General features: G+C 39.3%; 19 protein-coding genes. 3 read left to right on the top strand and 16 right to left on the bottom strand.

Annotation, left to right across the window (positions count from 1 at the left end):
• The first annotated feature begins 8 nt into the window (after window positions 1–8).
• On the top strand, window positions 9–851 hold the full coding sequence (locus DYR29_RS01985; protein WP_213279033.1) for a sugar phosphate isomerase/epimerase family protein: 843 nt from the start codon (window positions 9–11) through the stop codon (window positions 849–851).
• Here DYR29_RS01985 and DYR29_RS01980 read toward each other — a convergent pair.
• The 7 genes from DYR29_RS01980 to DYR29_RS01950 form a co-directional block, all read right to left on the bottom strand.
• Complete coding sequence (locus DYR29_RS01980) at window positions 848–1,507, bottom strand: Crp/Fnr family transcriptional regulator (RefSeq protein ID WP_213279032.1); 660 nt, start codon at window positions 1,505–1,507, stop codon at window positions 848–850. The genes DYR29_RS01985 and DYR29_RS01980 overlap by 4 nt on opposite strands.
• Before the next feature lie 202 nt (window positions 1,508–1,709).
• The gene (locus DYR29_RS01975) at window positions 1,710–1,916 is read right to left on the bottom strand and encodes an ArsR family transcriptional regulator (RefSeq protein WP_213279030.1); all 207 of its coding nucleotides are present in this window, start codon (window positions 1,914–1,916) and stop codon (window positions 1,710–1,712) included.
• Window positions 1,917–1,971: 55 nt separating this feature from the next.
• The gene (locus tag DYR29_RS01970) at window positions 1,972–2,772 is read right to left on the bottom strand and encodes an HAD family hydrolase (RefSeq protein WP_142716500.1); all 801 of its coding nucleotides are present in this window, start codon (window positions 2,770–2,772) and stop codon (window positions 1,972–1,974) included.
• A 75-nt stretch (window positions 2,773–2,847) separates the two neighbouring features.
• On the bottom strand, window positions 2,848–3,897 hold the full coding sequence (locus tag DYR29_RS01965) for a UDP-glucose--hexose-1-phosphate uridylyltransferase (RefSeq protein ID WP_213279029.1): 1,050 nt from the start codon (window positions 3,895–3,897) through the stop codon (window positions 2,848–2,850).
• Complete coding sequence (galK, locus tag DYR29_RS01960; RefSeq protein ID WP_213279027.1) at window positions 3,881–5,065, bottom strand: galactokinase; 1,185 nt, start codon at window positions 5,063–5,065, stop codon at window positions 3,881–3,883. Before galK ends, DYR29_RS01965 begins: the two co-directional genes overlap by 17 nt.
• Window positions 5,066–5,155: 90 nt before the next feature.
• Window positions 5,156–5,809, bottom strand: coding sequence for a fructose-6-phosphate aldolase (fsa, locus tag DYR29_RS01955; RefSeq protein ID WP_047422624.1), 654 nt, complete (start codon window positions 5,807–5,809; stop codon window positions 5,156–5,158).
• A gap of 89 nt (window positions 5,810–5,898) precedes the next feature.
• A complete protein-coding gene (locus DYR29_RS01950) occupies window positions 5,899–6,771 on the bottom strand; it encodes an AraC family transcriptional regulator (protein ID WP_213279025.1) in 873 nt (290 codons plus the stop codon).
• Window positions 6,772–6,927: 156 nt separating this feature from the next.
• Here DYR29_RS01950 and DYR29_RS01945 point away from each other — a divergent pair, with 156 nt between their 5' ends.
• Complete coding sequence (locus DYR29_RS01945; protein ID WP_213279024.1) at window positions 6,928–7,524, top strand: hypothetical protein; 597 nt, start codon at window positions 6,928–6,930, stop codon at window positions 7,522–7,524.
• A 126-nt stretch (window positions 7,525–7,650) separates the two neighbouring features.
• On the opposite strand, the gene DYR29_RS01940 is transcribed toward DYR29_RS01945, so the two are convergent.
• From DYR29_RS01940 to DYR29_RS01915, 6 genes are read right to left on the bottom strand one after another with little or no spacing between them, the layout of a single operon-like run.
• The gene (locus DYR29_RS01940) at window positions 7,651–9,684 is read right to left on the bottom strand and encodes an alpha-glucuronidase (RefSeq protein ID WP_213279022.1); all 2,034 of its coding nucleotides are present in this window, start codon (window positions 9,682–9,684) and stop codon (window positions 7,651–7,653) included.
• A 28-nt stretch (window positions 9,685–9,712) separates the two neighbouring features.
• Window positions 9,713–10,687, bottom strand: a complete 975-nt coding sequence (locus tag DYR29_RS01935) for a glycoside hydrolase family 43 protein (protein WP_213279021.1) — start codon at window positions 10,685–10,687, stop codon at window positions 9,713–9,715.
• Window positions 10,688–10,708: 21 nt separating this feature from the next.
• Window positions 10,709–11,818 (bottom strand): endo-1,4-beta-xylanase, encoded by a 1,110-nt coding sequence (locus DYR29_RS01930; RefSeq protein WP_213279020.1) that lies wholly within the window; start codon window positions 11,816–11,818, stop codon window positions 10,709–10,711.
• Window positions 11,819–11,828: 10 nt separating this feature from the next.
• Window positions 11,829–13,274, bottom strand: coding sequence for an MFS transporter (locus tag DYR29_RS01925; protein WP_213279019.1), 1,446 nt, complete (start codon window positions 13,272–13,274; stop codon window positions 11,829–11,831).
• Between the two features lie 28 nt (window positions 13,275–13,302).
• The gene (locus DYR29_RS01920) at window positions 13,303–15,207 is read right to left on the bottom strand and encodes a sialate O-acetylesterase (protein ID WP_213279017.1); all 1,905 of its coding nucleotides are present in this window, start codon (window positions 15,205–15,207) and stop codon (window positions 13,303–13,305) included.
• A gap of 32 nt (window positions 15,208–15,239) precedes the next feature.
• A complete protein-coding gene (locus tag DYR29_RS01915) occupies window positions 15,240–17,615 on the bottom strand; it encodes a glycoside hydrolase family 127 protein (protein ID WP_213279016.1) in 2,376 nt (791 codons plus the stop codon).
• A gap of 513 nt (window positions 17,616–18,128) precedes the next feature.
• On the opposite strand from DYR29_RS01915, the gene DYR29_RS01910 reads away from it, so the two are divergent.
• Entirely contained in the window at window positions 18,129–18,815 is a 687-nt protein-coding gene (locus tag DYR29_RS01910) for an NUDIX hydrolase (protein ID WP_213279015.1), read from the top strand.
• A 145-nt stretch (window positions 18,816–18,960) separates the two neighbouring features.
• On the opposite strand, the gene DYR29_RS01905 is transcribed toward DYR29_RS01910, so the two are convergent.
• From DYR29_RS01905 to araA, 3 genes are read right to left on the bottom strand one after another with little or no spacing between them, the layout of a single operon-like run.
• Complete coding sequence (locus tag DYR29_RS01905; protein ID WP_213279014.1) at window positions 18,961–20,688, bottom strand: sodium:solute symporter family transporter; 1,728 nt, start codon at window positions 20,686–20,688, stop codon at window positions 18,961–18,963.
• 3 nt (window positions 20,689–20,691) lie between these two features.
• Window positions 20,692–21,849 carry an aldose epimerase family protein gene (locus tag DYR29_RS01900; protein ID WP_213279013.1) on the bottom strand — a complete coding sequence of 386 codons (1,158 nt, stop codon included), beginning with the start codon at window positions 21,847–21,849 and terminating at the stop codon, window positions 20,692–20,694.
• 27 nt (window positions 21,850–21,876) lie between these two features.
• Window positions 21,877–23,373, bottom strand: a complete 1,497-nt coding sequence (gene araA, locus DYR29_RS01895) for an L-arabinose isomerase (RefSeq protein ID WP_213279011.1) — start codon at window positions 23,371–23,373, stop codon at window positions 21,877–21,879.
• Window positions 23,374–23,408: the final 35 nt, after the last annotated feature.

The following is a 23,408-nucleotide window of genomic DNA, read 5'->3' as shown; positions in this document are numbered from 1 at the left end:
AAAATATAATGAATATAAAGTTTGGAGCTTCCCTACTCTCCTGGATTACTCCGTTATGGAATGCAGAATCAGGAAAATATGCTATAGAAAAAACCGCTCAGGCCGGATTTGATCTTATCGAAATACTGCTTCCAAGCTCAATGGATTTTGATGCCGGAACAGTAAAAAAACAGCTGAAAGAGAATCATCTGGAGGTTATATGCTCGCTGAACCTTCCCAAAGATGCCCATATTGCGTTTTATCCTGAAGCCGCAGAAAAGCTGATCAAAAAAGCAATTGATAAAACTGCTGAGCTGGAGACCAATCTGCTGGCAGGAGTTTTACACAGCGGAATAGGTGTCTTTACCGGAAAACCACTCACAGAAAATGAAAAAGAAATCATTGCTGAAGTATGGTGCAATGTGGCAGATTACGCCCGGAGCAGAAGTATAGATATCGCCATAGAACCTATAAACCGCTATGAATCGTATGTTTGCAATACTGCAGAAAATGTTCTGGAACTTATTAAGAAAACAGGTAAAAATAATCTCTTCCTTCATCTTGATACCTTTCATATGAATATTGAGGAAAATAATTTTTATGACCCGATCATCAATTCCGGGAAAATGCTGAAGCATATTCATGTTACAGAATCTCATCGGGGTATGCTGGGAGAAGGGACAACCAATTGGGAAGAGTTTTTCTCAGCATTGAAAAAAATCAATTTTGAAGGGAATCTGGTTCTTGAAAATTTCAGCTCCTCAATTCCCGGAATGCAGGAAAAGGTTTCATTATGGCAAAAATCACCTTATGATGCTCAGGAGCTGGCTGAAGGCAGTCTTGCTTTTTTAAAGAAGCATTTACAAAACTAATTAAACAATGGTTCACTTACGTTTGTCCCGGCTATTATCTCAATAGCCGTTTTGTGTTGGATAATCCGGCCTTCATTAACGAGCTTTTTAAGAACACGGCTTATCACTTCTCTGGATGTTCCCAAAGCTGATGCAATGTCTTTATGGGTGATTTTTACAGGATTATTTCCAGTAACAACAGCACGTTGATTGATATAATTGAGTACTCTGGTATCCAGTTTATGAAAAACAGCATCATTTACCATATTCATCAATGCAGTAAACTGGCTGTCATATTCATTGTAGAAAAAATTATTCATCTCCGGAAAGCTGTTCATAAGCTTAAGAAGGCTGGAAACAGGAATCAGCAGTGCTTTGGATGATTCCTCAGCACAGGCATATACAGAACTTATACAGTTTTTAAATATGGAAGCAAAAGTCATGATACAGCTTTCACCAGGTTTCATATAATAGTATAAAAGTTCTCTCCCTTCATTAAGAGTAAAAACTTTTACAGAACCTTTCATGAGAATAGGTACATAATGAATTCGCTGCCCGGGACTCACAATCTCCATTTTAGATTTTATATCAGTGATTACGCAACATTTTTCAAGTTCACGTATAAAATCCAGTCCCAGAAATCCAAATTTTTCAGTAATAAACTGGTTATTAATCATAAATTATTTTATTGCTTTTAATTATCTTATGTTCAAGGATGAAAAAAGAATGCAAATTTATTTTTAAAGAGTTTTTAAAGTAAAATATATTGATACGTTTTTTCTATTACAGATATCATTCAGATAACACAAGCATTTATAAAATGAAAGAAAAGAGCAGCAATGGACTCAAAAATGGATTGAAAAGTAACTGAAATGGGTTTTATTCTGCTTTTATTTGTGACAGATCAATGCCCAGTTTTGTAAATTCTTCCTGTCCCTTATCCGTAATATAATAGTTACGGTCAGCAGGACTATCCTTTGCAATCCAGCCTTTCTCTACAAATTGTTCTAAAAGAAGCTGCCCTAATTTTCCGCCGATATGCTCATAGCATGTTTTGGCTGGCTTTCTACCGGTTGATGTCTTCATATTATTAGTTTTAATTGGTGTTCAAAGTGTAATGAAATTTTGGTGTACGGAAGAATTAATTCAAATTCAGATAGTCCTTAATCGTTTTAAGAACTCCGAAGCTGTCATTGGTACATGCTTCAAAATTAGCTACCTCTTTTACATTCGGATGGGCATTTTTCATGGCGTAGGAATATCTGGCATTCTTCAGCATTTCTATATCGTTCATATAATCTCCGAAAGCCATCGTATTTTCAGGAGAAATCCCCAACGATTTCTGAAGGATTTTCAAAGCGTTCCCTTTATTGATATCCTTATTCATAACATCCAGCCAATACTCCCCGGAAACTACCACTTCAAGACCGAATTCTTCAAATCTTTTAAGGGCGGGATACAGATATTTTTCGGAACCTTCAGGATGATATACGGCTATTTTAAAGGCGGTATCATCAATTTTTTCTGTCAGATCATCCTTCTTCATATTTTCAGTATAATATTTGGAAAAAAAATCTACAAACTGCTGATCTTCGGTTTCGTAATACGCCATCTTTTTAGCTGAAAGTACAGCTTTTGCACCCGGTATTTCGCGGACAGCTTTGATGATCTCAACAATATACTGATATTCCAGTGTATCGGCGAAAAGCTCCTGATCTTTATAGATTATGTAGCCACCGTTTTCAGCAATAAAACCAATCTCACTTTCTATTTCTCCGAAATAATGGGTAATGCCCGGCATCTGTCTTCCGCTTGCGGGTACAAAAACAATATTTCTTTTTTTCAGTTCCTGGTAAACATCCGAAAACTCAGGGCTCATTTCATGGCTGGAATTGAGAAATGTCCCATCCATGTCCGTCACAATTAATTTAATTTGTTCCATAATTTTATTGGGAAAAGCGATATTCTGTTTGCAGCAGATTATCATATGCTTATTCTTTTCAAAGATATTGATTTATTATTTTTTCTTGTAATGAATGGTGGGAAGATTTCTTAATATTGTGGCACTTTGTTCCGGGGTAATGTCCCGCTGAGGCTCAGCCAGCATTTCGTATCCTACCATAAATTTTTTAACTTCCGCACTTCTGAGTAACGGCGGATAAAAGTGCATATGAAAATGCCATTCCGGATGTTCTTTGCCATCTGTAGGCGATTGATGAATTCCAGCAGAATAAGGAAATGACGTTTCAAAAAGATTGTCATATATTGTGGTCAGATCCTTGAGTACAGCTGCAAAAGATTCTTTTTCCTCTTCAGAAAATTCCGCAATATTTTCTCTTTTCTGTTTACTGATAATCATTGTTTCATAAGGCCACGACGCCCAAAACGGCACCAATGCGGCAAAGTGTTCATTTTCTGTGACGATGCGTTCTCCAGCTGTGGTTTCCTGCTCAAGGTAGTCTTCCAGTAATGTTCTTTTATTTTTTTCAAAATACAATTTCAACTGATCATGGGTTTTCTGAACCATTGCCGGAACGGACGACTGTGCCCATATCTGGCCATGCGGATGAGGATTGCTGCAGCCCATGATGCCTCCTTTATTTTCAAAAATCTGAACATAATTGATATGATCCAGAGCCGCCAGCTCATTGAACTGCTCCTGCCATACATCCACCACATTTTTGATGTGTTCCACAGACATTTCCGGTAAGGTAAGGCTATGATTTTCAGAAAAACAAACCACCCTGTTGATTCCGCGCTCCGGAAGAAGGGTAAAAAAACCTGACTGTTCCTCGGAAAATTCAACTTCTTCATTCAACAATGCCCCAAAGTCATTGTTAAAGACATAGGTTCCCTGGTACGCTGGGTTTCGGTCTCCGTTAGCACGAATATTTCCAGAACAGAGATAGCAGTCCGGATCGTAATCGGGACGGTTTTCTTCTGCTGTTTCTTCTCTCTGCCCCTGCCATGGACGGTTTGCCCGCTGTGGAGAAACCAGTAACCATTCATCCAAAAGAGGATTGTATCTTCTGTGGGGATGTTTTTTAGGGTCAAATGATGTATTCATTGGTGTATTCTTTTATCCCGTCTGAAATTTTAACCTGGTAAACTTTCATCTGAATATTAAAATGTTCAAGATATTTTTCACTGATGGTTTTAATCACTTCTTCAGCTCTGTTTTCCTGAATCAGGTTGATGCTGCAGCCTCCGAAACCGCCTCCCATGATTCTTGCTCCCAGTACACCTTCCTGCTGCAATGTGTTTTCAACCAAAAAATCAAGCTCATTGCAACTGACCTCAAATTCAGTGGACAGCCCGGCGTGGGTTTCCGTGAGGAGTGTTCCCAGATATTCAATATTTCCTTCTGAAATAGCTTTGGCCGCCATTTCTACCCTTCGGATTTCTTTCAACAGATAGAGACATCTTTTGTATGAAATATCTCCCATTTCTTCCTTTGTATGATCAAGCATAAGCAATGTAAAATCCCGGAATTTTTCAATTTCAGGGAAATTTTTCCATAAGACTTTTTTGCCATGTTCTACATCTCTACGTCTTTCGTTATAGCCGGATGTCAGATGACTATGTTTTACACAGCTGTCAAAAAGCAGCAGGCTGTATCCTTTAAGGTCGGCATCAAAATATTGATGCTCCAGAGAATTACAGTCGAGCATAATTACCTTATTTTCCTTTCCGAAAACGGAAGCAAACTGATCCATAATTCCGCACTGAACTCCTGCAAAAGTATGTTCTGATTTTTGCCCGATCACCGCGATTTCTTTTTTGGTTAGGTGAAGGTCAAAAAGTTCATTGAGGATATAGGCAAAGCCACATTCAAGGGCTGCCGAAGAAGAAAGTCCGGATCCCATCGGAATGGTACTGCTGAAGACAATTTCCATTCCGCAAAACTGATTTTCTGACTTCTGCAACTGGCTGAAAACACCCAGAATATAGTTCATCCACATTTGCTGTACGGGTTTTACCTCTAGTGTGACATCAAATGTATATTCTTCTCCGAGGTCTCTGGCTATGATGGTACAAAAATTAGACTGTGGCAGCTTGCGGACAGCAAAACAAATGTATTTATCTATGGCAGCAGGCAATACAAAACCGTCGCTATAATCTACATGCTCACCGATAATATTAATTCTCCCGGGAGAAAGGAAAATGTGCTCAGGCTCTGCTTTGAATTCGGCCTTAAACTTTTGTAGGGTTGGGTTAATTAACTGTTCATGCATATCAATCTCATCTGATCAACAGATCTGGGGTGATCTAAGTATAAAACTACTGAATTTATAACAGAGAAGTTATACTTTTTCTGCCCAATCTTATTTCATTTTTTGTGAATCTTTAATAAACTGGTCTAATCCTGAGTCTGTCAGCGGATGTTTAAGTAAAGATAGTATCGGAGCCAGCGGACACGTTACGACATCAGCTCCCAATTTTGCACAATTGATAATATGCATACTGTGTCGGACTGAAGCAGCCAGTATCTGAGTAGCAAAAGCATAGTTGTCATAAATCTCTCTGATTTCTGAGATCAGATGAAGACCGTCTGTAGAAACATCATCGAGTCTTCCCAGAAACGGAGAAACATAAGTAGCGCCAGCTTTGGCTGCCAACAAGGCCTGGCCGGCTGAGAAAACAAGCGTACAGTTGGTTTTTATTCCTTTTTCAGAAAAATACCTGATCGCTTTAATTCCGTCCTTGGTTACAGGAACTTTTACGACAATCCGCGGATGTAATGCAGCAAGCTCTTCCCCTTCTCTAATCATTTCTTCAAAAGTAATTCCGAGTACTTCCGCGCTTATATCTCCATCAGCAATTTTACAGATATCCAAATAGTGATTATGGATATTATGCTTTCCCGAAATACCTTCTTTCGCCATCAGCGAAGGATTGGTGGTTACTCCGTCCAGAACTCCAAGGGTGCTGGCTTCCTCTATCATCGCCAGATTGGCAGTGTCAATAAAAAATTTCATAGATATGACTGTTATTTATAAGTGTTAAATTTACACTTATATTTTAATAAATTATAATCTAGAGGTGAATTTTCAGATTTTCATAAAAATTACTCCATAAAGTAATTAAATTCTTTCCGGTATTGAGAAGGACTTTTTTGAATGTAGTCTTTAAAAGTCCTGTTAAAGTAGCTGAAGTTATTAAACCCTGATTCAAAGCAAACTTCTGTGATACTCAATGGCTGTTCTGCCAGAAGCTTAAGGGCATGGGTAATTCTGTATTCGTTGACAAACTGCGTAAAGGTTTTATTGGTAATTTTTTTAAAATAACGGCAAAAAGACGGTACTTTCATGTTGGCAAGATCAGCCATTTCTTCGAGGGTTATGGCTTCTTTAAAATGATCTTTAACGTAATTAAATATAAGATTGATTCTTTCATTGTCTTCAACCTGCGTCTGAAGGTAATATTTTCCTGCATTTAAAATCCTGTAATCCTGGGTCACAGACAGTTCATCCAATATTTTCAGAAATCTGCACAGCTTGTCCAGAGAGGAAGCTTCATGCATCTCGGTAATCTCCTTTCCGATTATTTTCTTCACCTCTTCCCCGAACACGATTCCTGCTTTTGATTTTTCAAGCAACCCTGAAATCCTTTGCATCTCCGGAAGGTCCCAGATAGGTTCACCTAAAAAATCAGGTTTAAACTGAATGACCATTTCGTATTCATTATGGGTACTTTCATTGGTCAGTCCGCAATGCGGAAGATTGCTTCCTATCAGGACAAGATCACCATCTGAAAAATAAGAGATACTGCTTCCGATCTGTCTTTTCCCGGAACCTTTGCACACAAAAATCAGCTCAATCTCAGGATGGTAATGCCAGACATGTGATTTTATATTCTCATTGGTGAGAAATTTCAGGCTGGTAAAACTGCTTCCTATGGTTGGCCTTATCGCCTCAAAAGAAGGATTTACATGTTTCATAAAGCAAAAACAAATAATTTCATATGCAAAATTAACAAATAATATATCAATAAGATCAAACAAAGTTAATATAGTACACAAATATGAAAATTTAATTATAGCCTGAGAACTATTGCTGCCATAGCTTTGCAATAGTAATCCTAAAAGCGTTAACCCATGAGCACATTATTAAAAGCCGTATTTTTTGCAGGAGCCTTATTGGTTTCAGCAAATGTAATGAGTAAGGACAGAGATTTTTCCCTTTCCTTTGGAAACGTACAAGACAAAACATTGAACTTTGAGCTTTCAAATGCTAAAAGTGTTTCTGTTTTTGTTTATAACACTGCACATGACGAGCTGTTTTTCGAAAATCTTGCAGATGGAGACCATCTGATAAAGTCTTATGATTTTCAGAGCTTTACGCCAGGAACCTATTATCTGGTAGCAGAATCAGAAGTGAAGATAGAGAAATACAAAATCAAAATCAATGCTGATAATGTAATGGAGGTGGAAAAAACACCTGTAAGTGCTGTGCATAAGCCTGAATATACTGTTTCCGGGCATATGGCAAAACTTCATATGTCTGATGCGAAAGGACCTGTAAGCATTTCAGTATATGATCTTTCCAATACAACATATTATACTTCAAACAAAAAATATGCTGACGGCAAAGTGGATATCACTTTTGATCTTGACCCGAAAACAGCAGACCAATACATCATTCAGGTTGAAGAGAATGGAAATGTTTTTAATAAGATAATTTCTCTCCGATAAACAGGAATACATACAGATAGATTGACATATCGATCATTCCAAATTATTTTGGATTAAAATTTTACTTACAGTTTATTGTTTTGAGGCAGCTCCATTTCCAACCAGGAAAAAGAGCTGCCTCATTTTTTAATTGTGATGCCCCATGTCCAATTTGATCTTTTTCAGATCCTCCAGCTCATGAACAGGACGTTCTATGTCGTAAGGAATCGGCTTTTTGGAAAAAGTCTGAAAGTAAAGCAGACAGGCATCTTTCCACCATATCGCATCTTTTGACTGAATTCTGAGCTTTGACTGAACATCTGCAAACCTCTGTTTGTCTATATAAGGTTCCATTTTATCCCAGATTTTCTGATAATCCCTTACCTTTTTTACCCCGGAATCATACGTATAGCACAGCTCATCCCACAGGGTTTTCCCGTCTTTCATTGGATAATCCCACGGAACATGATGAAACCATAGAATAAGATTTTCCGGGCAGGTTGAGATATTCCCATATCTTTCATTCAATGGTGAAAAATATTGTGAAACCGCGTTACTTCCTGTTTTTGTTCTGTTAAAGCCCAATCCCTGAGCATCAGCCTGATGGTAATAGACAGGAGACCAGTCCGGTCTTCCGCCTTTATAATCTCCCCATGGCTCAGGACCATAATGATGTCCTCCCGCAAAGATATGGTGAAGTCCCAAAGGCATCATATAATCCACAGCAGTTTCCCTGGAAGAAAGCATGACTTCCTTTACCGGATCCAGGAATTTCTGATCGTCTGTGAAGGTCATTTTAATCCATTCATCGGCAATCTGCTCTGAACTCAGCTGATGGTTCCATGCTAATCTCCCGAATGCATACCAGTTAGCCTGTGCAAAATGATGTCCCGTCCAGTTGGTATCTTCTCCAATATTGGCAACGGCTGAAATAGCTGTAATTTTTGAAGGTCTTAAAGTACCGTCTGTTATTTTAGCAATCGTGGAGCCCTGGCCGTCAGAATAGGTGTCACTATCCAGTGTTTCCTTGAATAATGGAGCCAGAAAAACCAGATGATTTGAAAAGCCCAGATATTCCTGGGTGATCTGAAATTCTACCATTTCAGAAGTTTTTCTTAATGCTCCGAAAAGCGGATTAAAAGCTTCGCGGGGCTGAAAATCAACCGGACCGTTTTTGATCTGAATAATGACATTATCCCTGAATTTCCCATCCAGAGGAACAAATTCCAGATAAGCCTGTTTGGCTCTGTCGTCTTTGCTCGGACTGTAGACAAATGCTCTCCACATCACGATTCCACTGTAAGGTTTCAGAGCATCGGCCATCATATTGGCTCCGTCTGCATGCGTTCTTCCGTAATCCTGAGGGCCAGGCTGTCCTTCGGAATTGGCTTTCACCAAAAACCCGCCGAAATCAGGAATCAATCTGTAAATTTCAGCTGCTTTATCTTTCCACCACTTTTGCACGTCTTTATTCAGTGGATCTGAATTTTGTAATCCGCCCAGCACTTTAGGTGAAGCAAAATTCACGGAAAGATATACCTTAATCCCATAAGGCCTGAAAATATCAGCCAGAACCTTTACTTTTTTAAGATAGTCTTCCCTAAGCATATTGGGAGATGCGTTCACATTATTCAAAACAACGGAATTGATTCCTATTGAAGCGTTCGCTCTTGCATATTCTTCATAGCGTGGAGAAATTCTCCCCGGTAAATCTTCCCATTTCCAGAGTGATCTTCCGGCATATCCTCTTTCAATACTTCCATCCAGATTATCCCAATGGTCCAGAACCCTTACATCGTATGATGGTTTTTCAACAGTATTTAAATGAGACAGATCTGCCTTTGTCTGCTGCAATCGTAAGATATGATAGACACCGTACAACAATCCTATTTCTTTCCCTGCAGAAATAACGATTTTTTCAGGGGTGGAAACAATCCTGTAACCGTCTTTAAGGTTTTTGTCTTTGTTTTCTGTACGAAGTTCCACCGCCTGTCCCTGCCAGTGTCTGCTAAGCTCTTTTCTGACAATATTCAGGGTTGGACTGCTGCCTTTGGAAATAATTTTATCTGCCGATATTCCGTTTTTTGCAGGAAACCGAAGCCAGAGCTGACTTCCGTCCTCCGCGAAAACCAGCAAAGGAAATACCAGAAAAAATAGTAAGTTGAGTCTCAGATATCGCATTGAAAAATTTTAAATTAATTAAAGATGACTATGATCGGTCTTCCAGACCTTCAATCGTCTTGATTTTACCTTCGTGATCGTATTCCAGTTCAACAACCTTCATGCTTCTCAGCCATGTTTTACCGCCACTCGGAACAGAATCATGGAAAAACAGATACCATTTTCCTTTGAATTCTACGATGCTGTGATGGGTTGTCCATCCTACCACTGGAGTAAGAATTTCACCCTGAAAAGTAAACGGACCGTAAGGATTATCCCCGGTCGCATAGCAAATCAGGTGAGTGTCTCCTGTAGAATATGAAAAATAGTACTTACCATTATACTGATGCATCCATGATGCTTCAAAAAAGCGGTGCTTATCACCATGAAGCAGAGGCTTTCCGTTTTCATCAATGATGACAATGTCTTTAGGAGCTTCCGCAAATTGAAGCATATCATCGCTCAGCAGTGCCACTTTTGAATGGATTGCTGGTTCATCATTTTCTGGAATTACAGCAGATTCAAGCACTTTATTATCTCTGTATCGCTGTAATTGTCCGCCCCAGATCCCTCCGAAGTACATATAATATTTTCCTTTATCTTCAAAAATGCAGGGATCGATGCTGTAGCTTCCCATCATCGGATGTTCTTCAGGGATGAAAGGTCCGTAAGGTTTATCACTCACTGCAACCCCGATTCTGAAGATATCATTCTGATCCTTCAGAGGAAAGTACATATAATATTTGCCATCTTTGAAGGCAACATCGCAATCCCACAACTGTCTCCCCGCCCATGGAATATCTTTTACCGAAAGGACTACGCCGTGGTCTTTTATTTCTCCGCCGTCCACATCATCCATTGAAAAGACATGGTAATCATTCATATCAAAATGATCTCCGTTATCGTTTTCTTCAATTCCGCTTTCGCGGTCGTGAGAAGGATAGATATAGATTTTATCTTCAAAAACGTGAACGGAAGGGTCTGCCATATAATCTTCCGGGAATAAATATTTTGATTTTTTCATTAAGTAAAAATTCTATTGATTTTAATTTTTCTCTGCCAGCTTTATTATCTTTTGTACTACAGGTTTCTCCTGGTCGTTCCTGTCAAACAATAACGGATAATCTGTTCTTCCTTTCACCGGGAAATCGTTTTTCCAGGATTGTTTGTCGGTAACGCCCCATAAGGTTACTCTTCTTATTTTATCTTTATGTTTCAAAAACAAGCCAAAGAAATCAAGGTAACGCTTTTCCCATTTCATTTCTACTTCTTTGGGAAGTCCTTTGGTGTAAGGATTCATTTTTTTCTGATAGGCAACAGTATCTGAAACATTGGCAGAGCTTCCCCATGGAGAAGGCAGCGCACTGATTTCAAGTTCTGTGATATTGACCTTAACTCCAGCATTGGAATACGTCAGAATCGCTTTTTCATATTCATCTATGGAAGGGATATCCATTCCGACATGGGCCTGCATTCCTACTCCATCAATACGGATTCCTCTTGATTTAAGTTTTTCAACCATTTTAATAACGGTTTTTACCTTTTCCGGATACCATTCATTATAATCGTTGTAATATAATTCTGCATTGGGATCGGCTTCCTGTGCATACTGAAATGCCAAAGGAATAAAATCTTCCCCCAAGATTTCGTAAAATTTACTTTTTCTGTAGGATCCGTCTTCAAGAATGGCCTCATTGACCACATCCCAACCTTTTACTTTTCCTTTGTAGCGGGAAACTACGGTTGTAATGTGGTTTTTCATGCGCTGTTTCAATACTTCCGGAGAAACATCTTTTCCATTTTCATCTGAAAAAAACCATTTTGGAAGCTGGGAATGCCAGATTAATGTATGTCCAATGATGAACATATTATTTTTCATCCCGAAATCAACAAATTCATCAGCGTCATCAAAGAAGAACTTTCCTTCCTGAGGCTGCAGAAACATCGATTTCATGCAATTTTCGGCCACAATAGAGCTGAATTGTTTTTTGATAATCGCTGCAGCTTTCTGATCTGTCCCGTCAATCTGAGGAAGACTCATAGCAGTCCCGATATAGAATTTATCCTGAAATGCTTTTTTTAAAGTACCATCGGATTTCTGTGCGGACAGCCCGGAAGCGGTAAGAGCCGCCAAACCAATTAAAATACGTTTCATAGTAATCGTTTTATTTTCTTCTTTCAGCCAGATCTTTTTCAATCTGAACTTCCATTTTTTTGTTGATTTTGTAAAATAAAAGCAGTCCGCACGCAATGAAAAACGGTATGGACGGAAATATGCTCACAAGCATTTTGGCTCCTGCTGCCACTGTTTCAGGCTGAATAATCTGCTCATTTCCATGAACAGAAATATATCCGTATTTTCCTATGATCAAAGCTACCAAAGAGCTTCCGATGCTGAGACCAACTTTCAATCCTACCATCATGGCAGAAAAGATAATAGCTGTAGCCCTGCGGTTATTTTTCCATTCCGAATAGTCGGCCACATCAGCAATCATAGCCCACAAAAGCGGTGTACTGATTCCGTAAAAGAATCCATGTAAAACCTGTGATAAAAACATAATTCCTACTGCTTTCGGAGGATAGAATATAAAAGCGAGGATGAATAATGTAGAAATGAATAATGACACAATAAAAGTGTCCCGTTTTCCAAATCGGTCTGCCAATTTTTTAGAGAAGGTAATGCCGACAATCATCATGACAATTCCTCCTGCATTAAACAATCCGAATCCTGCAGACTTTGGGTCTTCCCCAAAGAAATTCATCCCTGCAGAATTAAAAAATGCTGTAATAGGCGAGATAAAACTTTTGAGAGCATTCTCATCCACATAATTGTTAAAATAATATACATAAGAACCTCCTTTCATGGCCAGCGTGATGAATATAAATGCAGTCACGGTAAGCATAATAATCCAGGGTCTATTCTGGAATAAATCTTTTAAATCCTCTTTCAGACTTGATTTCTGCTCCGGCTTGGGAATGATTCTTTCTTTGGTGGTAAAAAAGGTAATCAGTAACATGACGGATCCGATCACCGCCAGCCATGTCATAACAGTCTCGATCCCCTGTGCTTTGTCTCCGTGTCCTACATATAGAATGATAGGCAACATAAATACCTGTACAAAGAATTGTGCAAACATTACAGCTACAAAACGATATGAAGAAATACTATTCCTTTCTCCCATATCTCCCGTGATAACACCGCTCAAAGCAGCATATGGTAAGTTATTAGATGCATACAATAACAATAATAATGAATAGGTAACTGCAGCATAGATCATTTTACCCTGATAGGAAAAGTGAGGCGTGCTGAAGGCTAAAAGTGCTGCAATACCAAGCGGTACAGCGGTAAATAGAATCCATGGACGGAATTTCCCCCATCGTGAGCTTGTACGGTCTGCCAGTGCTCCGATAAGCGGATTAAAGCCAAACCCGGCAATTAAACCTACGGTAAGGGTAATGACAGAAGCATCTTCTGCTTTGAGTCCGTAAATATCTGTATAAAAATAAGTAAGGTAGGTCACTAAGGTCTGAAAAACAAGGTTGGCCGCCAGATCTCCCAGACTGTACCCTACTTTCTCTACTACCGATATTTTTTGTGGCTGATTATCCATTGATTTTGATAAGGTTTTCTATGTTAAATTAATTTTTTTCTGTTGTAAAAGGTGAAGCAGGAAGCCCGCTTTTATTTTTAAGATTGCCGTCCGGGTTATCCGCCCAGTCGTAGCGTACATTGACAGGGCTTGTGACCTGATCATTCCATACCATGACTTTATTTCCTTTTGCTTCTGCTTTTGCCCATTGATAGCTGCCATCTTTCTGCTTTATGGCAAAACCTGTAAGGCTTCCCTGTACCAGATCATCTGTCCCTGGCTTAAAGGATAGAATAATGGTATTTCCTTCTGCCTTCATCGACTGATAAACGGGTCCGTCAGCTATGATTTTTTTGCCTTCTCCAACTTTCAGGGCCTGTAAAGCAAGCCTGTCACCCACTGTTTTTTTATTTAAGGGATGAATGTCATTCCATTCTCCCAAATCAATAGCTACAGCAAGTCCTGAATAAGGAACATTGAGGGAAACCTTTCTCTGCTGCTCTCTCAGCTCAGCCCAACCACTATCCAGAGGCTCATCTTTTTTCTCCATGAAATTGGCCAGCTGTACAATCAGGAATGGCATATCTTTTTTGTTCCATTTTGAACGCCAGTCTGAGATCATTGTCGACAGCAAATCACCGTATTCTTTTGGGACTCCGGTATTGCTTTCACCCTGATACCAGATAAATCCTTTGATCTTATAATTGATCAGTGGATTAATCATTGCATTGTAAAGCCCTACCGGTTTCCAGCGGATAAATGTTTGTCCGGGAGCCATTTTTTCCATTTTTGCTCCTATTTTATATTTCCACTCACCTTTAAGATCTGTTTTCTTTCCGTCGATTTCAAAATAATAAGGTTTATCAGCGATAAACTGTCCTTTTCCGCTGCCATTGATGACTCTTACCGTAATGATGTTTTTTCCTTCTTTTAAAACACCTTTCGGAATGTCGTACCAGCGTGGCGGATATTCATAGGTTACATTCCCTACTTTTATTCCGTTGATGTAAGTAATATCAGCATCTTTTATCCTTCCCAGATTTAAAAATGCTGTTTTCTGGTCTGCTCCTTTGGGAAGAATAATTTCTTTACGCAACCATACCGAACCGTCAAACGGACCTTCCTGATCTTCCCATGATCCCGGAACCATCATGGTTTTCCATCCGGAATCATTGGCGTTATCTTTTTCCCAGTGCTGATTGAACCCAATATCACTCTGATCCAGCTCTGCATACCATGCTTTGCTTAATGATCTTTCCTGAGATTCTGTGGATTGTATCAGATCATCATTTTTCCATTTTTCTGCTTCAGCCAGGTATTCCGGATATTTTTTTAGTGATTTTTCATCCATCCAGGCCTGAACCGGAGATCCTCCCAGACTGGTATTAATGATTCCTACAGGAACTTTATTTTTTTCATTCAGTTCTTTGGCAAAGAAATAGGCAACTCCTGAAAAATCAAGAATAGTCTGAGGATTTGTACTTTCCCATTTCCCACCGTCAAGATCATTTTGCGGAGCTTTAAAATTGTATTTCTGCGGAACCGTGAAGAATCTTATATTCTGATTATTGGCGTTTTTAATTTCATTTCCATACAAAGGTGTCAACCTGCGCATCGGAAGTTCCATATTGGATTGTCCTGAAGCTACCCACACATCACCAATAAGAATATCTTTAAGGGTGATCTCATTAATTGCCATGGTATATGGGCCACCGGCATTAAGCTTTGGAAGCATAAGAGACCAGTTTCCATTTTGGTCTGCTGTTGTATGATAAGCTTTATTGATAAAATTAACCGTAATTTTTTCTCCTGCATCTGCATATCCCCAGATTTTCAGATCCTGATTCCTCTGAAGAATCATTCCGTCTGAAACCAAAGCAGGCAGCCTTACTTTTGCATCAAAACTGCAAATGGCTGCAAGAAAAAATAATAAGTATAGAATTCTGTTTTTCATGGGAAAAATCTGTTTTTAAAATTGGTTCAGCTTTATTTCTTTTCGTAATTACCTGTCAGTAAACGTAATTCAATGACTTTAGCAGTCATTAGTTTTTCTTCTGCCAGTAATTTCACTGTAAGATTTTCTTTATTCTTTTCTGAATACGGCATTGGAACAACCAGATATTGAGGTAAAGTTCCGGACTTTCCTTCCAGATTTTGAGCAATGATTTTTTTACCGTTGATCTCAATATTCAACGTACGATTGTTATTGGCATCAAAATAAAGCAGGTAAAGGAATGAAGCGTTTTTTCCGTTATTTTTCATCTGATAGCTGAACCAGCCTTTGGCATCACGGAAATGACGGTCTTCCATATATCCTGTACCGGAGTCTTTGCTTTCTATAAAATGATCTGATTCCGGCTGCTGTTCGCCCAGCTGAATTTTATCTGCGGTGATCATATCCAGCTTTCTGGTTTCAGCTTCTTCTTTTGCCCTTTGCTTCAATGTATTTTCTATTTCATTTTTGTCAGCCTGAGGCCAGTACAGGATATATCTTTCTGCCTGAATACTGTAAAACGGCACAAGACTTAAGCCTTTTCCAAATTTTTCAGACGGATAAAGCCCTGTAACGGCAAAATTGAGCGGTCCATTGTTGGAAGGCTTAACATGGTTGACAACCTCGGAAGGGCTTCCAAGGATAACAGGAATTTCGTTTAAAGGAATCTGCGGACCATGAGCAATATGGCCTCCTCTGCTATCGTCCGCAAGAAGTCCCTGTTGGTTTTCGGTTCCGTATGTTGCGGCAAACACTACAGGCCCGTATTTAAATGCATAATAATTGGAATGATCAGGCAGCTGTTCCGCAGAAAGATGCATGGGTAGAATCATTTTCACGACATCTCCTTTTTTCCATTTTTTAGTCAGGGTAAAATAGCCGTCAGAATCACGCTGTACTTTTTCCTGTTTTCCGTTGATCAGAATCTTTACTTCTGAAGGAGTGGTCCATTCCGGACATCTTAATTTTAAATCAAACTCTGACTTCCCTGCAGCATCAAAGATCAATGTTGTTTCAGGAACTTCCGGGAAGTTATTGACCTGACGCAGCATTACTTTCTGCTGTTTCCATTTCAATGTGGAAGGGATAAACAGGTTCACATATAAATCCTTATCCGACCGGGCATAAATCATTTCCCCATACTTGGCGTGATTTTCCATTCCGGATCCTACACAGCACCAAAAGCTGGTCTGAGGCTGTGAATATACACGGTAGTGCCCGGGACGCATTGGCGTAAAGTACACGAAGCCTCCCTGATCATGATTTTCTGTGGAAAGAATATGATTGTATAATGCTTTTTCGTAATAATCAATATAGTAAGATTCAGGCAGGGTTGCATAAAGCTCTTTAGTCAGCTTGAGCATATTGTATGTATTGCAAGTTTCCGGACCTTCAATACTTTTTATCATGCTGCTGAAATCATTCACAGGATTAAAATGTTCACTGACACTGTTACCTCCAATAACTGAAGATCTTTTCTCAGTAACGTTATGCCAGAAAAAATCAGCGGCATTATTCCAGGACGTATTATTCTCAAGATCGGCAATCCGTTTGTAGCCGATTACTTTTGGAATCTGTGTATTGGCATGAAGTCCAGTAAGCTTATCTTCTCCTGATAAAAGCGGTGTAAGGATAGCCTGATGGGAAAAGCGATGAGCCAGTTTCAGATATTTCTGGTCATGAGTGATCTCATAAACATCCGCAAAAACTTCATTGAGTCCTCCATATTCACTGCTCAGCATATCCTGTATCTGTTCATCAGAAAGGCCGGATACTTCGTTCATCATCCAATCCGTGAGTCTGATAAGCATTGTTTTTGCTTTTTCACTTTTCGCATACCAATAGGCATCGCGTAATCCTGAGTACAGCTTATGAATATTATATAAAGGTACCCACCGGTCATTCAAACCGAAGCCTGAAGCACGAATGTTTCCCTGTTTAATTTCTTTCCAGATTTTTTTTCCATCGGGAATTCCTGAAATGTATCCGTCCGGAGAGGTATTCTGGCAGCGTGCCAATTCACTGATCATATAATCAATTCTCTGTTGTATTGCCTTATCTCCTGTAGAGGCGTACATCAGGGATAATGCGGAAATATAATGTCCTCCTATGTGGCCGTCCAATCCTGTGTTTTCCCAATTGGGATAATTATTTGCTTTGGGTTTCAATCCGGCTTCTTTAAGATAAGGAGCCAATAATCTATCCGGTTCCAGGGCCATCAGGTACTTATGGTCTGCCGTCATCGCTTTGCTGAAAACGCTCTCTGATAATCTGACATTTTCCAAAGGGAAATAATAGATTTTTTCCTTCACCTGAGCTGAGGCAAATGAAGCAAAACACAATAAAAAAGCAGAAAGTTTCGGAGCCATTATAAATGTTAATTCAACATTTCTAAAATAATGGAAAGATTCAATATACAAAACATTTTCAGAGTCTATTTGACTTATTTTTTCATTTAAAACTTTCTATAAAGCCCTAAAAATAACAAAAAACACACTACCTTATCATAAAAAATAAGATAATTAATTAACAGAAAAACAAAACCTTAAAATCATACGATTCCCTATGAAAATGAATTCAGGATATGTTTTGGTAGAAATTTCAACGATATAGCAAATACCTTATCGTATTTTTAACGTTAAGTCCCTTTTCTTGATTATTATCAATCTTCATTTTAATTTTAACACAATTTTAACATTGAATTCACGTATGATTAACCTGATTTCAGTGATATTTCCGGGTTTTGATGACAATTTTACCTCCCAAAATATCCTTTAGGAATAATTTTAATGAAATAAATCATCCAGATTTAAAAGTGTGAGAATCACATTTATATAATATCGTATCTATAAAAGCTTTACCTTTGTAGTAAAATATAAAAGATGACTGAGGATTACTCCCAATATCCCAAACACCTTGTTGCCGTTGACTGTATTATTTTCGGTTTTGATGGCGAAAATCTAAAAATACTTCTTGTAAAAAGAAATTTTGAACCGCAGATGGGCGAATGGTCACTGATGGGCGGATTCGTTGGAAGTGAGGAAACCTCTGATGAGGCAGCTAACAGGGTTCTGTGTACATTGACCGGTCTTGAAAACATTTATCTTGAACAGCTGAAATGTTATACGGAAATTAACCGTGAGCCAACAGCCAGAATCATGTCTATTTCCTATTATGCACTCATCAATATTGAGAAAGATATTCAGATCAATGAGCAGTACAGTGCAAAATGGGTTGAGCTTCAGAAAGCACCTGTCCTCATTTTTGATCATAATGAAATGGTAAAGGATGCTGTAGCCAGGCTAAGGAGAAGAGCTTCCACAGGACCTATCGGGTTTGAGCTTCTTCCTGAAAAATTCACGATGAAGGATCTTCAGAATCTTTATGAAGCTATTTTTGATGAAAAATTTGACAAGCGGAATTTTACCAGCAAGATCAACAGTATGGATATCCTTGTTAATACCAACAAAAAGGACATGACCTCATCCAGAAAAGGATCTTTTCTTTATCGCTTTGACGAAAAAAAATATAACAAAAAAATCTCGCGGGGATTTATGTTTAAGATATAACACATAAAAAAAGGATGCTTTTTCAGCATCCTTTTTTTATGTGTAAAAAGTCAATTTTGCTTCGCCAGTCAATGATGAATTTTTAAAAATTGACAGTGAAACGAATTCACTATTGACCATTCACTTTTTCATATTCAACGTTCGTTTACCAAAACCTTACATACAAAGCAGTCAGTAAAAGCAATGTCATCACAATCAAAACTAAAGTTCTGTTGTCTACTTTAAACATCGTAGCATCAATGGCAAAAGCTTTAGGATTAATTTTCGGACCTGCAAGACTGATCAGGATCATGGCAATTATCGTGATAAAGAATGACCATCCCATATTGATCAGGAAAGGAATCTCGGTAATGGTATGCACCACTCCATTTTCCAGTTTTTCATAAGTGAATGCGGTATACATCCACGTCTCTTTCCCGAAAATTTCTACGGCAAAGCTGTTAAAGAAGATCGCCAGAACAAAACCTAAGATAACCCCTACAAGAGCAGCTGCACCTGTCGTTCTTTTCCAGAACATCCCCAGAAGGAACATGGCAAAAACTCCCGGACTGATAAAACCAGTATATTTCTGGATGAATGTGAAGCCTCCTTCACCACCAATTCCTAAAACATCTGTCCAGGTGAAAGCCAATGCGGTCATCATCGCGATAATAATTACCCAGCGGCCTGTTCTCACCATCTGAATTTCGGTAGCATCTGTTTTAAGGTATTTCTTATAGATATCCAATGTAAAAATGGTTGAGATACTATTAACTTTCCCTGCCAGTGAAGCTACAATTGCTGCTGTTAACGCTGCAATGGCCAATCCTTTCAATCCTACAGGCAAGAATCCCAATATTGCAGAGTAGGCTCCGTCTTTTACTCCGTTGAATCCCGGAAGGTGTCCGTTTGAATATAAAACGTAAGCCGCGATTCCCGGAAGCATTACGATCACAGGCATGAATAGTTTCAGAAAACCTGCAAATAAAATTCCTGTTCTTGCCGTTTTCAGATCTGCTCCCAAGGCTCTCTGGGTGATGTATTGATTACAGCCCCAATAGTTCAGGTTAACAATCCACTGACCAGCAAAATACATGGCCAGACCTGGTAGCACAACATACTTCTGCACATCAAGGTTTTGAGGCATTGCCAACGTAGTTGTGGTCGTTGTAGGTTTTTGAAGAATCAGCTTAAAGTGTTGCGGAGCCTCATTGATCAGGGTATTGAATCCTGCCAGCGCATTTCCTACAGCCGCTCCGTTGATTCTCTGGTCTACAATCTGCAAAGCCATATACACCGTTGCAAAACCTCCAATAATAAGGACAGCCACCTGGATAACGTCTGTATATCCAATTACTTTCATTCCTCCAAGACCGATCAGAAGAGCCATAAGCAAAAGAGCGATCATAATACCGTGAAGGTGTTCTCCTCCCAGTAAAGTATCGATAGCCAGAGCTCCAAGGTAAAGAATGGAAGTAAGATTCACAATAATATACAAAAACAGCCAGAAGACTGCCATAATCAATGAAACAGATTTGTTATACCTTCTCTCCAGGAACTGGGGCATGGTATAGATCTTATTTTTAAGATAGATCGGAATAAACCAGACCGCAATAATGATCAGCGCAAGGGCAGCAATCCATTCGTAAGCGGCAACAGCAATTCCGACAAAGAAACCTTCACCACTCATTCCGATAAACTGTTCAGCAGAAATATTGGAAGCGATTAAGCTGGCTCCGATCGCCCACCAGGTCAAAGATCCTTCTGCCAGGAAATAATCTTTACTTCCTGTAGATTCAGATTTTTTCTTTTTATAGATCCATAGTCCGTAGGAAGCTACCACTACGAAATAGATCAGGAATATGATGATATCAATAGTTGCTAATTTTCCCATAGTTTATTTTTTAACGGAGAATTTATAGATGGTTTTAGACTGGTACTTCTGTCCGGGCTTCAATTCTGCGGAAGGAAAAGAAGGCTGGTTCGGTGAATCCGGGAAATGCTGGGTCTCCAGACAGAACCCTGTTCTGAATTCATTTTTACCTCCTGTTTTAGTATCAAATTTTCCGTCAAGAAAATTTCCGGAATAAAACTGCACACCGGGTTCATCTGTGAAGACTTCCATCAGTCTTCCTGTTCCCTGGTGATACACTTTGGCGATGCTCCTCAGACCTTTTCCGTTCAGGATCCAGTTGTGGTCATATCCTTTTCCTTTTTTCAACTGATCATCCTCTGCACTGATATCTTTTCCGATCGGTTTTGAAACCGTGAAATCAAAAGGAGTACCTTTTACCGCTTTCTGTTCACCCGTAGGAATCAGGGTTTCGTTCACCGGAAGGAATTGATCTGCATTAATCTGCAGCTCATGATCAGTGATCGTTTTAGTAAAGTTTCCTGACAGGTTAAAATAAGAATGCTGGGTAAGATTTACCACTGTAGGCTTATCGGTTTCTGCTTCATAGGAAATTTCCAAAGCATTGTCATCTGTAAGGGTGTAGAAAACGGTTGTTGTCAGTTTTCCCGGGTATCCTTCTTCACCGTCTGCGCTGGTGTAAGACAATTTCAATGTCGGAAATTTTGCATCCTTTACCTCTTCAATATTCCAGAATTTGGTATGAAATCCCTCTTTTCCTCCGTGAAGGCTGTTGGGACCATCATTTTTATCGATTTCGTATATTTTACCTTCCAGTGAGAATTTTGCGTTGGCAATTCTGTTGCCATATCTTCCGATCAATGCCCCGAAATAATACGGGTTGCCATCAAAATACCCTTCTGGTTTTGTAAAGCCAAGGACTACATCCTCGTATTTCCCGTTCCTGTCCGGAGCGGTTAAAGAAGTGATAATTCCTCCGAAGTTGATGACCTCAACTTTCATCCCGTTTTTATTGGTCAGCGTGTATTTTTTAATAGAATCGCCTTTTGGTGTCACTCCATAGTCTGAAGTATGAACATTCTCCATTTTTCCTGAAATATCCTGTTTGTTATTTTCTTTTCTGCAGCCGAAAATAATTAAAAATAATAAAATAAAAATACCATTATGTGTTGCTTTTTTCATAATTATTTACATATTTTTTAAAATTAATTAACGATAATACATTTCATTCCAACGAAGTGTATTTTTAAAATCACGCATTCTGGTATCTTCATCAATGACTAATGATTCAATCCCAGCTATCTCAGCAAAATCCTCCAGCTGCTCTGCTGAAATATTTTCACTGTAACATGTATGGTGTGCCCCTCCAGCCAGTATCCAGGCTTCTGCGGCGGTATATAAATCAGGAAGAGGTTTCCATAAAACCCTTGCTACAGGGAGTTTTGGCAACTCTTCTGTAATTTCCAATGCTCTGGTTTTGTTGATCAGCAGTCTGAAATGGTTTCCAAAGTCCATCAGGGCAGCGTTCAGAGAATCAATATTTCCTCTGGAGTTAAAAACAAGACGCACCGGATCTGCTTTTCCCCCGATTCCCAGCGGATGGATCTCACATGAAGGTTTTCCGGCTGCAAGCACAGGATCTACTTCCAGCATATGAGAACCTAAAATGGAAGGATTGGAAGGATCCAGATGATAGGTATAATCTTCCATAAAGGCATTCCCTCCTTCAAGGCCCTGCCCCATTGTTTTCATGGCACGTACGAGTGCTGCTGTTTTCCAGTCTCCTTCGCCTGCAAATCCGTATCCTTTCTGCATCAGGCGCTGTACGGCAATTCCCGGCAGCTGCTCCAGCCCGTGAAGGTCTTCAAAAGTATCAGAAAATCCTTTAAATCCTCCCTCTTTTAAAAATTTTTCAAGTCCTAATTCAATTTTTGCAGCGGTATGAAGTGAACTTCTGTTAGTTCCTCCTTGTAAAAGGGATGTTGCCATGTGATAAGAAGATTCATATTCTTCCATAAGGCTTTTTATTTCCCCTTCACTTATTGAATTGATAACTCCAACAAGATCACCGAGTCCCCAGGTATTGACTGAAAAGCCGAATTGGGTTTCAGCTTCTACTTTATCACCATCCGTAACGGCTACAAATCTCATATTATCTCCGAAACGGGCAAATTTAGCTCCCTGCCAGTCGTCCCAGCCTGCAGCAACACGGCTCCAGTCGCCGATCTGCTTCTGAACTCTTTCTTCTGACCAGTGTCCTACCACTACTTTTCTGTTCTTTCTGAGTCTGCTTACCATGAAACCAAATTCACGGTCTCCGTGAGCTGCCTGGTTAAGATTCATAAAATCCATATCCATGGTTGACCATGGAATATCTCTGTTAAATTGGGTATGCAGATGCAAAAGAGGTTTCTGTAAGATTTTTAATCCTCTGATCCACATTTTGGCGGGTGAAAAAGTGTGCATCCACGTGATGATTCCTATACAGTTTTCTGCCTGATTGGCTGCTGCAATGGTTTCAAATATCTCTTCGGTAGTTTTTACCGTTGGCTTTACAATGACTTTTACCGGAATGAAAGAAGATTTTTCAAGTTCTGCCACAATTTTTTGTGAGTGGCCTGCTACCTGTGCCAGTGTTTCTGGTCCGTATAAATGCTGACTTCCTGTGATGAACCAGATTTCTTTGGTATTGAGAGGTGTTAACATAATTTTGTTGATCGTTAATAGTTGTTGATGTTGAA

The organism is Chryseobacterium indologenes (assembly GCF_018362995.1).
Lineage (GTDB): Bacteria > Bacteroidota > Bacteroidia > Flavobacteriales > Weeksellaceae > Chryseobacterium > Chryseobacterium indologenes_G.
Note: the sequence above shows the minus strand (reverse complement) of the source record. Positions and strands in the feature narration are given on the sequence as shown.

Bases quoted from the DNA above. Each gene is read 5' to 3' on its own strand.
- DYR29_RS01985 (WP_213279033.1), top strand. From the start codon at position 9: ATGAATATAAAGTTTGGAGCTTCCCTACTCTCCTGGATTACTCCGTTA.
- DYR29_RS01950 (WP_213279025.1), bottom strand. From the start codon at position 6,771: ATGAAACATGTAAATCCTTCTTTTGAGGCGATAAGGCCAACCATAGGA.
- DYR29_RS01970 (WP_142716500.1), bottom strand. From the start codon at position 2,772: ATGGAACAAATTAAATTAATTGTGACGGACATGGATGGGACATTTCTC.
- DYR29_RS01900 (WP_213279013.1), bottom strand. From the start codon at position 21,849: ATGAAAAAAGCAACACATAATGGTATTTTTATTTTATTATTTTTAATT.
- DYR29_RS01975 (WP_213279030.1), bottom strand. From the start codon at position 1,916: ATGAAGACATCAACCGGTAGAAAGCCAGCCAAAACATGCTATGAGCAT.
- DYR29_RS01905 (WP_213279014.1), bottom strand. From the start codon at position 20,688: ATGGGAAAATTAGCAACTATTGATATCATCATATTCCTGATCTATTTC.
- DYR29_RS01935 (WP_213279021.1), bottom strand. From the start codon at position 10,687: ATGAAAAAATCAAAATATTTATTCCCGGAAGATTATATGGCAGACCCT.
- galK (WP_213279027.1), bottom strand. From the start codon at position 5,065: ATGCATGAACAGTTAATTAACCCAACCCTACAAAAGTTTAAGGCCGAA.
- DYR29_RS01910 (WP_213279015.1), top strand. From the start codon at position 18,129: ATGACTGAGGATTACTCCCAATATCCCAAACACCTTGTTGCCGTTGAC.
- DYR29_RS01965 (WP_213279029.1), bottom strand. From the start codon at position 3,897: ATGAATACATCATTTGACCCTAAAAAACATCCCCACAGAAGATACAAT.
- DYR29_RS01940 (WP_213279022.1), bottom strand. From the start codon at position 9,684: ATGCGATATCTGAGACTCAACTTACTATTTTTTCTGGTATTTCCTTTG.
- fsa (WP_047422624.1), bottom strand. From the start codon at position 5,809: ATGAAATTTTTTATTGACACTGCCAATCTGGCGATGATAGAGGAAGCC.
- araA (WP_213279011.1), bottom strand. From the start codon at position 23,373: ATGTTAACACCTCTCAATACCAAAGAAATCTGGTTCATCACAGGAAGT.
- DYR29_RS01920 (WP_213279017.1), bottom strand. From the start codon at position 15,207: ATGAAAAACAGAATTCTATACTTATTATTTTTTCTTGCAGCCATTTGC.
- DYR29_RS01915 (WP_213279016.1), bottom strand. From the start codon at position 17,615: ATGGCTCCGAAACTTTCTGCTTTTTTATTGTGTTTTGCTTCATTTGCC.
- DYR29_RS01945 (WP_213279024.1), top strand. From the start codon at position 6,928: ATGAGCACATTATTAAAAGCCGTATTTTTTGCAGGAGCCTTATTGGTT.
- DYR29_RS01930 (WP_213279020.1), bottom strand. From the start codon at position 11,818: ATGAAACGTATTTTAATTGGTTTGGCGGCTCTTACCGCTTCCGGGCTG.
- DYR29_RS01980 (WP_213279032.1), bottom strand. From the start codon at position 1,507: ATGATTAATAACCAGTTTATTACTGAAAAATTTGGATTTCTGGGACTG.
- DYR29_RS01925 (WP_213279019.1), bottom strand. From the start codon at position 13,274: ATGGATAATCAGCCACAAAAAATATCGGTAGTAGAGAAAGTAGGGTAC.